Below are 12,162 nucleotides of genomic sequence, written 5' to 3'. Positions count from 1 at the left end.
AATTCCACCTTCAGACGGTGTCGAGAGCCTGAGCGAAATCGGCGATCAGGTCGTCGGCATCTTCGATCCCGATGCTGATACGCACGAGGTTGTCGGTGATGCCGAGCGCCTGCTTGCGCGCGTCGGGGACCGAAAGGTGGGTCATCGAGGCGGGGTGGCTGGCGAGCGTCTCGGTGCCGCCGAGGCTCACCGCGAGCTTGGCGATCGTCAGCGCGTCGAGGAAGCGGAAGCATTCTGCCTCTCCCCCCTTGATGAATACCGAGAAAGTCGATCCCGCACCGGTGCAATGCCGGTCGTAGATGTCCTGCTGGCGCGCGTCCTCGATCATACCGAGATAACCGAGACCCTCGACCTTGGGATGAGCCTTGAGGTATTCGCACACCTTTACCGCGTTCTCGCCTGCGCGGCTCATCCGCAGTTCGACCGTCTCGAGGCTGCGCAGGAGCATCCACGCGGTGTTTGGATCGGCGATGCCGCCCATCGTGTTGCGCAGCATCCGCACCGGAGTGAGCCACTTGGTCGCGCCCGACACGCTGCCCGCGACGAGGTCCGAATGGCCGCCGACATACTTGGTCAGCGAATAGACGATCAGGTCCGCGCCGTGGTCGATCGGCTTCGACCACAGCGGGCCAAGGAACGTGTTGTCGATGGCAATGGGCACTTCGGCTCCAAGTGCGGCGTCACGCGCGTCGCGCACCGCCTCGACGTCGACCAGCGCATTGGTCGGGTTGGCGGGGCTTTCGAGATAGATCATCGCGACTTTGCCGCCGTTCTCGGCGGCCTGCGCCTTTGCGCGCGCCAGCACAGCGTCGAGCGCTGCACGGTCGGCACCTGCGGGGAAATCGACGTAGGTCACCCCGAAACGGCTCATGTGCTTGGCGACGAAACCTTCGCTCGCCGCGTAGAGCGGGCCAGAGTGGACGATCACGTCGCCCGCGTTACACAGCGCCAGCATCAGAACGCAGATCGCGGTCATGCCGCTGGAAAAGCACAGTGCTTCCTCCGCGCCGTCCCAGATGGCGAGGCGTTCCTCCAGGATCTGCTGGTTGGGGCCGTTGAAGCGCGAATAGACGAGGCCCTCGGCGCCGCCGGGACGCTTGCCGGTGATGCCCTCGAAATGGTGCTTGCCCGCCGCCGCGCTCTCGAACGCGAACGTGCTGGTCAGGAACATCGGCGGCTTGAGGCTGCCTTCGGAAAGCTGCGGATCGTAACCGGCGCCCATCATCAGCGTGGCGGGCGAAAGCTCGCGGTTGCCGATCCGGGTGAGGGTGGGCTTGGGCTTGCGAGCCGGAGATTTGCTGCTGGTATCGGACATGGGGTCAGCCTCGTGATCCAAACGCTCCCAGGGAGGCGGGAGCAGATGGGACGAAAAGGCCGGGGCGCTGGCGTCCTAACCTCCGCAGGGCGCATCTCCGCCGGCTCGCCGGGTCGGCGCGCGCCTAGCGCGAGCACGAACTGATTTCAACTGTGACCGGTTTCTAGTCGTCCTCGATCAGGCTCCGTTCGCGGGTTTCAGGCAGCAGGATCGTGGCGACGCCGGCCATTGCGATGACCAGCGCGACGTAGCCGTAGAACAATCGCTCATAACCTGCGCCCTTCAAAGCCAGCGCAACCATCTCCACCGTCCCCGCGAACAGCGCGTTGCCGATCGCGTAGGGCAGTGCCACCCCCAAGCCGCGGATGTGCGCGGGAAACAGTTCGGCCTTCACCAGCGCGTTGTTGGCGCTGTAGCCCGCCTGCAGCGTCAGCGGGAACAGGAGCAGCAGCGCTGCGGCGACGGGCGAGGTCACACGCTCCATCGTCAGGAAAACCGGCACCGCGGCGAAAGCTCCGCCGATCCCGAACATCAGCATCAGAGGCTTGCGCCCGAAACGGTCGGCGAGCGCGCCCGAGATCGGCTGCATCACGGTGAAGCACAGCAGCGCGAACGCGATCACGTAGGTCGCGGTGGCCTTGTCGAAGCCGACCGTGTTGAAGAGGTATTTCTGCATGTAGCTGGTGTAGGTGTACATGCCGAGCCCGCCGCCCGCCGACAGCATGGCGACGAGAATGCTCTCGCGCCGATGGTCGCGCCACAGCAGCCGCGCGGTTGACGCAGGGCGGTCGATCGCCTGATTCTCGAATGTCGGGGTCTCGGCAAGGTTGCGGCGGAGGAGATAGACCCCGAGCGCAAGCAAAGCCCCGATCGCGAACGGAACGCGCCAGCCCCAGGCGGTCAATTGCTCTTCGGTGAGCAACGCCTGCATGACCACTGCGACCGCGATGGCGGCGAGCTGGCCGCTGATAAGCGTCATGTACTGGAAGCTCGCCCAGAACCCGCGGTGTGCCTTGGGAGCCATTTCGGAAAGATATGTGGCGCTCGCGCCGTATTCGCCGCCGAGCGACAGTCCTTGCAACATCCGCGCGACGACAAGGGTCACCGGGCCGAGCAGCCCCGCGACGGCATAGGTCGGCGCGATGGCGAGAAGGATCGAGCCCGAAAACATCAGCGCGACCGACAGCGACAGGCCTGCTTTGCGCCCGCGTGCGTCCGAATAGCGGCCCATCGCCCACGCGCCGATGGGGCGGACAATGAAGCCCACAGCGAATATCGCGGCGGCACTCAGGAGTTGGGCGGTCGGGTCCGCCTCGGGGAAGAAGACTGGCGCGAAGTAGATCGCGAAACTGGCGTAAGCGAACCAGTCGTACCACTCGACAAGATTGCCGAGCGAGCCGCCGACGATCGAGACCAGGCGCTTGCGCGGAATATCCAGTCGTCGCGTCGCGGTCATCGATTGCTCCCCTTGCACGACTGTTTAGCGCAAGCTTAAGCGCAGGCAACTGGATGGTTCAGTGACCTGCAATTGGCGCATGGGCAGACCCATCGTCATGAAGACATTCCTCCCCCTTGCGCTGGTCGCCGGTGCCGCCGCCTCGATCGCTGTCGCGGCCGCGCCTCCCGCCGAAGCATGGCAGATCGGCCCGGTCATCCGCGGCAAGAACTATTCGGTCGGCATTTCGGGCACGCTGCGCCCGGGCCCGCAAGGTCCATGGTTCGCGTTTCCCGAGCAGGGCCGCGGTCACATTCACTACGTGACGCTGCCCACCGGTTCGATCGAGGGCGCGCGTCAGATCACCGTCCGCTATCGTATCGACGCGGCGCCCGGCACGCGTTTCGTCGCACAGGAGTCGGGGCTGCCGGGCAAGTTCGGGTTGGCCTTCCAGCGGTCGGGCGACACCTGGTCGGCGAAAGGTCGTTACGAAACCTACCGGTGGTATTCTCCCGACATCCGCCAGCTATCGCCGGGAGTGCATACGTTCACGGTACGCCTCGACGATCCGCGATGGAGAGCGGTGTTGGGAACGACCCTTGCGGCCAACCCGCAGGCATACGCCGAGGCAATGGCGCAATCGGAGAGCGTCAGCATGACCTTCGGGGCCGAAGGCGGCCGGGGGCACGGAGTCTATTCGACCGCGCCCGCCAGGTTCACTCTGCTCGACTTCCGGATAAGCTGATCGTAATCCGATCTGGGAAACGAAGAAGGGCGCCCTCGAAAGAGAGCGCCCTCCTTCGTTTCGAATGCGACGGCCTACTTCGGCGCGAGCACCATGACCATCTGGCGCCCTTCGAGACGGGGAAACGCCTCGACCTTGGCGATCTCGGTCACGTCCTCCTGAACCCGGCGCAGCAGTTCGATGCCAAGTTCCTGGTGCGCCATTTCGCGGCCGCGGAAGCGCAGGGTCATCTTGACCTTGTCGCCTTCGCCGATGAACTTGAAAACGCTCCGCATCTTCACGTCATAGTCGTGATCGTCGATGTTCGGACGCATCTTTATCTCTTTGATATCCTGCGTCTTTTGCGTCTTGCGAGCGGCGTTTGCCTTCTTTTGCGCCTCGTACCGGTGTTTGCCGACATCGAGGAACTTGGCGACCGGCGGATCGGCGTTAGGAGATATCTCGACAAGGTTCAGGCCAACCTCGTTCGCCTGCTCGATCGCTTCGCGCGTGTACATCACGCCAAGGTTCTCGCCATTCTCGTCGATGACGCGAACTTTTTCGGACTGGATCAGATTATCAAAGCGCGGGCCGCTCTTGACGGGCGGGGCCAGCATGCGCCGGGGTGGACGGGCTATGGGGCGTTCTCCTGAAAATTGCCGTTATTGTGGCGCGCTACTTAGGGGTGATTCGCCTCCGACGGAAGGGGCCGCGACGCGAGGCCCGGTGGTTTGTGCCTAATTGGACACAGGCGAGCGGGTCCGCGCGATGGCGACCCCCAAATATTGTCCCCTGCGTCATTTCCGGGAGCTGTCACATCAACTTGCGGGCATTTCGGTTGTCTGCATAATTCCACGCGGCTTCAGCAAGGGGGACAGAGCACGTGGCTACGACAAGATCGGTCGGTGCGAGCAGGAGTCGTCGCTCGCTATATTTCCCGGCCATCATGACGTTGCTTCTCGTCATGTCGATCCTCGCCTTTTCGGACAATCTGTTCATCGACGTGGGGCAGCCTAGCAATCGCGATCCCAAGATGATCGCCCACTCGGTCTTCGCGTTGGGCTGGGTGGTTCTGCTGGCGGTGCAGGCCTGGCTGGTCCAGTCCGGGCGCACGGCGCGGCACCGCGCGATCGGTCCTTGGGCCTTCGTTGTGGCAGCTGGGCTGTGCGTAACCACCGCGTTCGTGTTCTATGCCAGCTTCAAGGGCATAGCGGCGATGTCGAGCGATGTCGTCGCGAACCGCCTGCTGCTGCCGATGTTCGCCGTGTTCACCTTCCTCGCCTGGCAAAACCGGTCGAGGCCGGAGCGGCACAAGCGCTACCTGCTTCTGGGAACGCTGGCATTGCTCAGTCCGATCGTCTCGCGCCTGTTCGGGCCCGTGGCGCTACTCTATTATCCCGATCCGGGTGCGTCCGAAGCGGACTTTGCATTCTTTCTGTTTCTGCTGTGCACATGGGGCGGGCTGATCGCGTCGTTGTGGGTCCACGACTGGCGGACGCTGCGAAGGGTCCACCCGATCACGCTCGTCGGATCGGCGCTGATCGTTTCGACCGTCGTCGGATTGGAGCTGTTCTGGCCGAACCCCGCGTAGCGATCAGGCCGCGGCGCGCCACAGCGGGAAAGTCGCGAGCTGACCTGCCGCGCTGACCAGCGCGTCGATCCGGCGGGCAGGTTGGAGGGCCTTCAGGATTTCGGGATCGGCCGCATCCATCCCTCCGGTCAACGCACCGAATGCGGGAAGGATCATCCGGTCTGTTCCCGCGCCGTCGGTCCCGATGACCGCACAGGGGCGGCGAATGCGGCGATGGCGGACGGTGACGTGAAGGCGGGGGTGGTAATGCCCCGACAGCTCGGGCCGGGTCTCGCCGCGGGTGGCGCGGTGGCGGAGGACAATTCCAGCAATCTCGAGTTCGTCGGCAAGAGTACCGCCGGCGGCGGCTTCCATCGACGCATCGTGGTTGCCGGTAATCCACACCCAGTCGGTCGCGCGGGTCAGCGCGGCGAGCATCCCGGCGGCGTGGGGCTCGAGTCGTTCGGTGCCCGCCGAATCGTGGAAGTTATCACCAAGGGTATAGACCCGCCGCGCGCCGGTCTCGCGGATTGCCAGCGCCACCCGCTCCAGCGTCTCGCGGCTGTCGTAGGGCGGCAGGAGTTGGCCGTGGCGAGCGAAGAAGCTGGCCTTTTCGAGATGCAGGTCGGCTACCAGCAGGGCCTGTTCCCGCGGCCAGTAGAGCGCGCGACCCTGCGTAAGGGCGAACTCCTCTCCGGCGAACGAAACGGGAACCATGGACCCGCTCTTGCCGCAGCCCTCGCGGATTGGCAAGGGGCTCGGCATGACCGACTGGACCCCCCACACGGCGCGCGCCAAGGACTGGTTCGAGACCCTTCGCACGCAGATTTGCACCGAATTCGAATCCATCGAGCGCGAAGCCGGATCGGACGCCGCGTTCGAATACACGCCGTGGAACCGCGAGGAAGACGACAACGACAATCCCGGCGGCGGGGTGCGCGGGGTGATGAAGGGTCAAGTCTTCGAAAAGGTCGGCGTGAACGTCTCGACGGTCCACGGCAACTTCGCACCGGGGTTCGCGGCGACCATCAACGGGGCAGACGAGGACAATCCCGGTTTTACCGCGACCGGCATCAGCCTGGTCGCGCACATGGCCAACCCGCACGTCCCGGCGGTCCACATGAACACCCGCTTCCTGACCACCGGCAAGGCGTGGTTCGGTGGTGGAGCGGATCTCAATCCGCCGATCCCGTACGAAAACGACACCGCTGAATTCCACGCCGCCTTCCGCGCCGCCTGCGCAGGGCACAACCCGACCTACTACGACAAGTTCGCCAAGTGGGCGGACGACTACTTCTTCATCCCCCATCGCGGGGTGCACCGCGGGGTGGGCGGGATCTTCTACGATCACCTCGAATGCGCCGACGATGCCGCGTGGGAACGGCATTTCGCGTTCACGCAGGACGTCGGCCGCGCGTTCCTCGACGTGTTCCCCAAGCTCGTGCGGCGGCGGATGGCAGCGGACTTCACGCCCGAGGACAAGCTGCAGCAGCTCCAGTGGCGCGGGCGCTATGCCGAATTCAACCTCGTATACGACCGGGGGACGCTGTTCGGCCTCAAGACCGGTGGCAATATCGACGCCATCCTGATGAGTCTGCCGCCCGAGGCGGTCTGGTCCTGATCATTCTGGTGCGTAGACCCGCACCCAGTCGACCTCCATCGCCAGTTCGCCGCGCTTGATCCGCTCGGCGGTTTCGGCGGGCAGGCCGGGGTATGGAGTCTTCACGCCGTTGACCTTCAACGGATAGGCGCCGCCGAGTGCGAAATTGACGATCACGTGCTCGGGGTTGTCGAACACCCACTTGCCATAATGCTCGACCATCGGTTTGGAGACGCGGTAGGTCAGCCGCCCGTCGACGAAGAATTCGACCCCGTCCGGCGTCCATTCGGCGGCGTAGACGTGCCAATCGGTCGCGTCCTCGCCCGCCGGGAAATAGAACCGGTCGACGAAGGGCGTTTCGCCCGAATACTTCGGACCGTGCATGGCGACGCCGGTCCAGCTCTTGTCGCCGACATACTCCATGATGTCGATCTCGCCGGTGGTCGGCCAGGGACCGTTACCGAGCAGCCAGAACGCGGGCCAGACACCGACCGCATCGGGCATCCGGAGACGCGCCTCGGCGCGGCCGTACTTGAAGTCGAACTTGCCCTTGCTCTCGATGCGGCCGGAAACGAAGTCGGCCTTGCGCTTGGGGTGCGGGTCGGCGCCGGGAGCGAAGCGGGGGGTGAGGACGAGGTTGCCGCCCTTGACCTCGATCGTGTCGGGCCGGTCGAGATAGGCCTGCTGCTCGTCGTTGACCCAGAAATCCGCGCCGATCACCTGCCACTTGCTTCGATCGAGCGCGGTGCCGTTGAATTCGTCCGAAAACAGCAGCGTGCGGGCGGTGGGTGCGGTTTCGGCATCTGCCGGCACGGTCGCGCATCCGGCAAGCAGGGCGGCGGCAATCAGGGCGAGCGATCTCATGAATGGCCTCTCCGTCTTATCTTGTGAACGTTCCCATAGCGCGCACAAGCCTTGCTGCCAAGACCGCTTTCCGCCACCGGGAGCCGACGCCCGGTCCGTTCGTTGACCGGGTACCGGATCGCCACACAGGAAAACCATGCACCGCTGCCTGACCCCGCTCGCCCTGCTTCTCGCCACCGCCGCTTGCACCACAGCGAGCCCACCTGAAGATAATCGCCGGACGATGGTCGCACCGATCCTGACCAGCGCCGACGCGCGCGATCCGCAGACCTACGCCCAGCCGCAGGTTGCGCGGGTGACGCACGTCGATCTCGACCTCGCGCTCGACTTCGCGGGCAAGGCGGTCGGCGGCACCGCCACGCTGGACGTGCTCGCCGCGCCCGATGCGCGCACGCTTGTGCTCGACGACAAGGGTTTAGCAATCAGCCGCGTCACCGACGGGGCGGGCACCGAACTGCCGTTCACGGTCGGCGCCGCCAGGGAAGGCATGGGCGCTCCGCTGACGATCACGATGGGCCCGGGGCCCGAGTGCCGCAAGGTCCTGATCCAGTACATCGCCGCCCCCGATGCCGAGGCGCTGCAGTGGCTCTCGCCCGAGCAGACCGCGGGCAAGGCGCAGCCGTTCCTATTCAGCCAAGGACAGGCGATCCTCAACCGCACATGGATTCCCACGCAGGACAGCCCCGGCATCCGCCAGACCTGGCGCGCGCGGGTGACCGCCCCCAAGCCGCTGACCGTGGTCATGTCGGGCCTCAAGGTCGGGCAGACCGAGGACCTGGGTGACCGGCGCGCGTTCACTTACGCGATGGACAAGCCGGTCGCGCCCTACCTGATCGCGATCGCAGCAGGCGACATCGCGTTCCAGTCGCTGGGCAAGCGGACCGGTGTCTGGGCCGAGCCCGCGACGCTCGCCGCGGCCGCCCACGAGACCGCCGACACCGAGAAGATGGTCGAGGCGGCCGAGGCGCTCTACGGCCCCTATCGCTGGGGCCGCTACGACATGATCGTGCTGCCACCGAGCTTCCCCTACGGCGGTATGGAGAATCCGACGCTCACATTCCTGACGCCGACGTTCATCGCGGGCGATCGAAGCCTCAACGGCCTCGTCGCGCACGAATTGGCGCACTCGTGGTCGGGCAACCTCGTCACAAACGCCAACTGGGCCGACAGCTGGCTCAACGAGGGCACCACGAGCTACTTCGAGAACCGCATCGTCGAGGCGCTTTACGGCACCAAGCGCGCGCGGCAGGAAGCGGCGCTGAGCTATGCCGACATGATCACCGATCTCGAGGATGCGGGGATGACAGATCTTCGCACCGCTCTCCATTTGTCCGACAGCGTCGCCGATTCCGAAGGCGGTCTCGGCGGTGTGGTCTACGACAAGGGCGCGCTGTTCTATCGCACGGTCGAATCCATCGTGGGCCGCGAACGGTTCGACGCGTGGTTGCGGCAATGGTTTGACAACCACGCCTTCCGGCCGGCGACCAGCGCGATGCTGCTCGCGGACATGAACGCCAACCTCGTGAAGGGCGATGCCGCGCTGGCGCAGCGGCTGATGCTCGACCAGTGGATCTACCAGCCGGGCCTTCCCGCCAACGCGGTCAAGCCCGACCCAGCCGCGTTCGCCGAGGTCGATGGCGCGGCCAACGCCTATGCGTCGAGCGGTTCGGCTCCCGAAGCTGCCTGGGCCGGCTGGACTTCGGCGGAGCGAATGCGCTTCCTTGCCAAGGTGCCCCAAGAGCGCAGCGTCGCGCAGCTCGCCGCTCTTGATGAGGCGCTGGGTCTTTCGCAGACGGGCAACAACGAGGTCCTCTTCCTCTGGCTCAAGCTGGCGATGGCCAACCGCTACGATGCCGCGGTGCCGCTTACTGAGACGTTCCTGTCACAGGTCGGTCGCCGCAAGTTCGTCGCCCCCTTGTTCGAGACGTTGATGGGCGAAGGTGCATGGGGCCAGGCTCACGCCAAGCGCATCTATGCCAAGACGCGCGGCGGATACCATGCGGTGACGCGCGGGACGGTCGACAAGCTGGTGCTTAAGACGGGCTGAGCCAGGCCCGCAGCACCAGCGCGACCGCGCCCAGCGCCGCGATACTCCCGGCCCAGATCGCCGCCATCCAGGCGAGGCGCTTCCACAGCGGTTGCGTCTCGCTCAATGGTAGCCGTCCTCGTCCACCTTGCCCCGGAATACCCAGTACGACCACGCGGTGTAGGCGAGGATCAGTGGCATGGTGATCGCGACGCCCACGAGCATGAACGATTGGCTGCGCGCGGGCGCCGCGGCATCCCAGATGGTAACGACGTTGGGAACGACGAATGGCCACATCGACACTCCGAGGCCCGCCATTCCAAGCAGGAACAGTGCGAGGCTGAGCCAGAACGGGATGGCATCGCGTCCTGCGGCCAGTGAACGAAACAGCGTGTAGGCCACGATGGCAGTCAGGAGCGGGACGTTGGCCGCGAACAGCACGTTGGGCATAGTGAACCAGCGTTGGAAGTACTGGGTCTCGAGGAGCGGGGTATAGAGACTTACCCCGGCCAGCAGCACCAGCGTGGCGATCGCAGCCCGCACGGCGAGCTTGCGCGCGTGATCCTGCGCGGGGCCTTCGAGCTTCCAGACGAGCCAGGTGCTCCCCAGCAGCGCGTATCCCGCCACGGTACCGAGGCCCGTGAGCAGTGTGTACGGGGTCAACCAGTCCCACCAGCTTCCGGCGTAGGCGCGGTCGGCTATCTCGATACCCTGCAGCAGCGCGCCGAGCGTCATCCCTTGCGCGAGCGCGGCGACCAGCGAGCCGCCGGAGAAGGCCATGTCCCAGAATGCGCGGTGACGGGGGTCGCGCCAGCGGAACTCGAACGCCACGCCGCGGAATACAAGGCCGAGCAGCATCGCGATGATCAGCGGGTAGGTCGCCGGGAGAATGACTGCGTAGGCGAGCGGGAAGGCAGCGAACAGGCCGCCGCCCCCTAAAACGAGCCACGTTTCGTTGCCGTCCCACACCGGCGCGATCGAGTTCATCGCCGCGTCGCGCTCGCCGCCCACCTTGAAGGTCGGGAACAGCACCCCGATGCCGAGGTCGAACCCGTCCATCACGACATACATGAACACCGCGAATGCGATGAGAAAAGCCCACGTCACGGGGAGGTCGATCACCGTTCGGTCTCCCCTTCGTGGCGCGGCGCCTGGCCATCGCCGATGTGGTGGGCAGCGGGGGTGATGCCGGCAGCACGGATGGGACCGGCCACGCCGTCCTCAAGGCCGCTTTCTCCGGTCTGCACTCCGTCGGCCATCAGCTTGAGAATGTACCAGACCCCCGCGCCGAACACCGCGAAGTAGATCACCACGAACGCGGCAAGGGAGGTAGCGACGGCGGGCGCGTCGAGCGGGCTGGCGGATTCGGCAGTGCGCAAGAGGCCGTAGATCGTCCAAGGTTGGCGCCCGACTTCGGTCGTCACCCAGCCCGCGATCACCGCGACGAAACCCGCCGGACCCATCGCCACCGCAGCCCGGTGTAGCCAGCGCCAGTCATAGAGCTTCTTGCGAACCCGTCCGAGCAGGCTCCACAGCCCGATTCCGAGCATCGCGAAGCCGATCCCGACCATGATGCGGAATGACCAGAATACGACGCCCACGGGCGGTCGATCCTCGGGCGCGATCGTGTCGAGTCCGGCAAGTGGAGCATTGGGATCGTGCTTCAGGATCAGGCTCGAAGCCTTTGGTATCTCGACCGAATAGCGGACTTCGCCCGCCTTGCTGTCGGGGATCCCGAAGAGGATCAGCGGTGCGCCGTTGGGGTGGCTCTCGAAGTGCCCCTCCATCGCCATGACCTTGGCGGGCTGGTGCTCGAGCGTGTTGAGGCCGTGGGCATCGCCGAGGATGATCTGCACCGGGGTCGCCAGCGCGGCCATCCACATGGCCATGTTGAACATGGTGCGCGCATGCCGCTCTGCGGGGTCCTTGAGCAGGTGCCACGCGCCCACGCCGCCGACGACGAACGCCGTCGTGAGGTAGGCTGCAGTGATGGTGTGGAGCAGACGGTAGGGGAAACTGGGGTTGAACACGATCGCCCACCAGCTCGGCCCCGGCAGGAACTGCCCGTTGGCGGCGATCTCGTAGCCCGCAGGCGTATGCATCCAGCTGTTGACCGACAGGATCCAGAACGCGCTTATGAAGGTGCCGAGCGCCACCATGCAGGTCGCCGCGAAGTGGAGGCCCCTGCCGACCTTCTTCATGCCGAACAGCATGACCCCGAGGAAACCCGCTTCAAGGAAGAACGCGGTGAGCACCTCATAGGCCATCAGCGGCCCGATCACCGGCCCGGCCTTGTCCGAGAAAACCGCCCAGTTGGTGCCGAACTGGTAGGACATGACGATCCCGCTCACGACGCCCATCGCAAACGCCACAGCGAAAATCTTCAGCCAGAATTTGAACAGGTCGAGGTAGCGTTGTTTCCCTGTTTTCAGCCACAGCCCCTCGAGAACCATCAGGTAGCTCGCCAGCCCGATCGAGAACGCCGGGAAGATGAAATGGAAGCTCACCGTGAAGGCGAATTGCAGCCGCGCGAGGAACAGGGCGTCTAGATCCGGCATTTCCCCTCTCCTATGCGCCGTCCCTTCACTCCGCTCAATCCGACTTTCGACACCCTTTGTTGCAAGCCGT

At 65.2% G+C, this 12,162-nt stretch carries 12 protein-coding genes; 4 read left to right on the top strand and 8 right to left on the bottom strand.

Annotated features, from left to right (window positions below):
• Positions 1-10 precede the first annotated feature (10 nt).
• Positions 11-1,315 (bottom strand): cystathionine gamma-synthase family protein, encoded by a 1,305-nt coding sequence (locus ACWPMX_RS08415; protein WP_455699584.1) that lies wholly within the window; start codon positions 1,313-1,315, stop codon positions 11-13.
• A 163-nt stretch (positions 1,316-1,478) separates the two neighbouring features.
• Positions 1,479-2,771, bottom strand: a complete 1,293-nt coding sequence (locus ACWPMX_RS08410; protein ID WP_455699583.1) for an MFS transporter — start codon at positions 2,769-2,771, stop codon at positions 1,479-1,481.
• Positions 2,772-2,868: 97 nt separating this feature from the next.
• On the opposite strand from ACWPMX_RS08410, the gene ACWPMX_RS08405 reads away from it, so the two are divergent.
• Complete coding sequence (locus tag ACWPMX_RS08405; RefSeq protein ID WP_455699582.1) at positions 2,869-3,495, top strand: hypothetical protein; 627 nt, start codon at positions 2,869-2,871, stop codon at positions 3,493-3,495.
• 74 nt (positions 3,496-3,569) lie between these two features.
• Here the strand turns inward: ACWPMX_RS08405 and infC are convergent, their stop codons facing one another.
• Positions 3,570-4,091 (bottom strand): translation initiation factor IF-3, encoded by a 522-nt coding sequence (gene infC / locus ACWPMX_RS08400; RefSeq protein ID WP_455699581.1) that lies wholly within the window; start codon positions 4,089-4,091, stop codon positions 3,570-3,572.
• 329 nt (positions 4,092-4,420) lie between these two features.
• Between infC and ACWPMX_RS08395 the strand changes: the two genes are divergently transcribed.
• The gene (locus ACWPMX_RS08395; protein ID WP_455699580.1) at positions 4,421-5,065 is read left to right on the top strand and encodes a hypothetical protein; all 645 of its coding nucleotides are present in this window, start codon (positions 4,421-4,423) and stop codon (positions 5,063-5,065) included.
• Positions 5,066-5,068: 3 nt separating this feature from the next.
• On the opposite strand, the gene pdeM is transcribed toward ACWPMX_RS08395, so the two are convergent.
• The gene (gene pdeM / locus ACWPMX_RS08390) at positions 5,069-5,761 is read right to left on the bottom strand and encodes a ligase-associated DNA damage response endonuclease PdeM (protein WP_455699579.1); all 693 of its coding nucleotides are present in this window, start codon (positions 5,759-5,761) and stop codon (positions 5,069-5,071) included.
• 46 nt (positions 5,762-5,807) lie between these two features.
• Between pdeM and hemF the strand changes: the two genes are divergently transcribed.
• Positions 5,808-6,665 carry an oxygen-dependent coproporphyrinogen oxidase gene (gene hemF, locus ACWPMX_RS08385; protein WP_455699578.1) on the top strand — a complete coding sequence of 286 codons (858 nt, stop codon included), beginning with the start codon at positions 5,808-5,810 and terminating at the stop codon, positions 6,663-6,665.
• Here the strand turns inward: hemF and ACWPMX_RS08380 are convergent, their stop codons facing one another.
• Positions 6,666-7,508, bottom strand: a complete 843-nt coding sequence (locus ACWPMX_RS08380; protein WP_455699577.1) for a glycoside hydrolase family 16 protein — start codon at positions 7,506-7,508, stop codon at positions 6,666-6,668. It abuts the gene before it with no gap.
• 136 nt (positions 7,509-7,644) lie between these two features.
• On the opposite strand from ACWPMX_RS08380, the gene ACWPMX_RS08375 reads away from it, so the two are divergent.
• Complete coding sequence (locus ACWPMX_RS08375; RefSeq protein WP_455699576.1) at positions 7,645-9,555, top strand: M1 family metallopeptidase; 1,911 nt, start codon at positions 7,645-7,647, stop codon at positions 9,553-9,555.
• On the opposite strand, the gene ACWPMX_RS08370 is transcribed toward ACWPMX_RS08375, so the two are convergent.
• The 3 genes from ACWPMX_RS08370 to ACWPMX_RS08360 are packed head-to-tail and all read right to left on the bottom strand — an operon-like array spanning position 9,542 to position 12,092.
• Entirely contained in the window at positions 9,542-9,661 is a 120-nt protein-coding gene (locus ACWPMX_RS08370; RefSeq protein WP_455699575.1) for a DUF2474 domain-containing protein, read from the bottom strand. The genes ACWPMX_RS08375 and ACWPMX_RS08370 overlap by 14 nt on opposite strands.
• The gene (cydB, locus tag ACWPMX_RS08365) at positions 9,658-10,656 is read right to left on the bottom strand and encodes a cytochrome d ubiquinol oxidase subunit II (protein ID WP_455699574.1); all 999 of its coding nucleotides are present in this window, start codon (positions 10,654-10,656) and stop codon (positions 9,658-9,660) included. The genes ACWPMX_RS08370 and cydB overlap by 4 nt, the downstream gene beginning before the upstream one ends.
• Positions 10,653-12,092, bottom strand: a complete 1,440-nt coding sequence (locus tag ACWPMX_RS08360; RefSeq protein ID WP_455699573.1) for a cytochrome ubiquinol oxidase subunit I — start codon at positions 12,090-12,092, stop codon at positions 10,653-10,655. Before ACWPMX_RS08360 ends, cydB begins: the two co-directional genes overlap by 4 nt.
• Between the last annotated feature and the right edge of the window lie 70 nt (positions 12,093-12,162).

The organism is Tsuneonella sp. HG094 (assembly GCF_053819285.1).
Note: the sequence above shows the minus strand (reverse complement) of the source record. Positions and strands in the feature narration are given on the sequence as shown.

What these genes read in the sequence shown, in the direction of transcription:
- ACWPMX_RS08415 (WP_455699584.1), bottom strand. Translation starts at nt 1,315, where the DNA reads ATGTCCGATACCAGCAGCAAATCTCCGGCTCGCAAGCCCAAGCCCACC.
- ACWPMX_RS08410 (WP_455699583.1), bottom strand. Translation starts at nt 2,771, where the DNA reads ATGACCGCGACGCGACGACTGGATATTCCGCGCAAGCGCCTGGTCTCG.
- ACWPMX_RS08405 (WP_455699582.1), top strand. Translation starts at nt 2,869, where the DNA reads ATGAAGACATTCCTCCCCCTTGCGCTGGTCGCCGGTGCCGCCGCCTCG.
- infC (WP_455699581.1), bottom strand. Translation starts at nt 4,091, where the DNA reads ATGCTGGCCCCGCCCGTCAAGAGCGGCCCGCGCTTTGATAATCTGATC.
- ACWPMX_RS08395 (WP_455699580.1), top strand. Translation starts at nt 4,421, where the DNA reads ATGACGTTGCTTCTCGTCATGTCGATCCTCGCCTTTTCGGACAATCTG.
- pdeM (WP_455699579.1), bottom strand. Translation starts at nt 5,761, where the DNA reads ATGGTTCCCGTTTCGTTCGCCGGAGAGGAGTTCGCCCTTACGCAGGGT.
- hemF (WP_455699578.1), top strand. Translation starts at nt 5,808, where the DNA reads ATGACCGACTGGACCCCCCACACGGCGCGCGCCAAGGACTGGTTCGAG.
- ACWPMX_RS08380 (WP_455699577.1), bottom strand. Translation starts at nt 7,508, where the DNA reads ATGAGATCGCTCGCCCTGATTGCCGCCGCCCTGCTTGCCGGATGCGCG.
- ACWPMX_RS08375 (WP_455699576.1), top strand. Translation starts at nt 7,645, where the DNA reads ATGCACCGCTGCCTGACCCCGCTCGCCCTGCTTCTCGCCACCGCCGCT.
- ACWPMX_RS08360 (WP_455699573.1), bottom strand. Translation starts at nt 12,092, where the DNA reads ATGCCGGATCTAGACGCCCTGTTCCTCGCGCGGCTGCAATTCGCCTTC.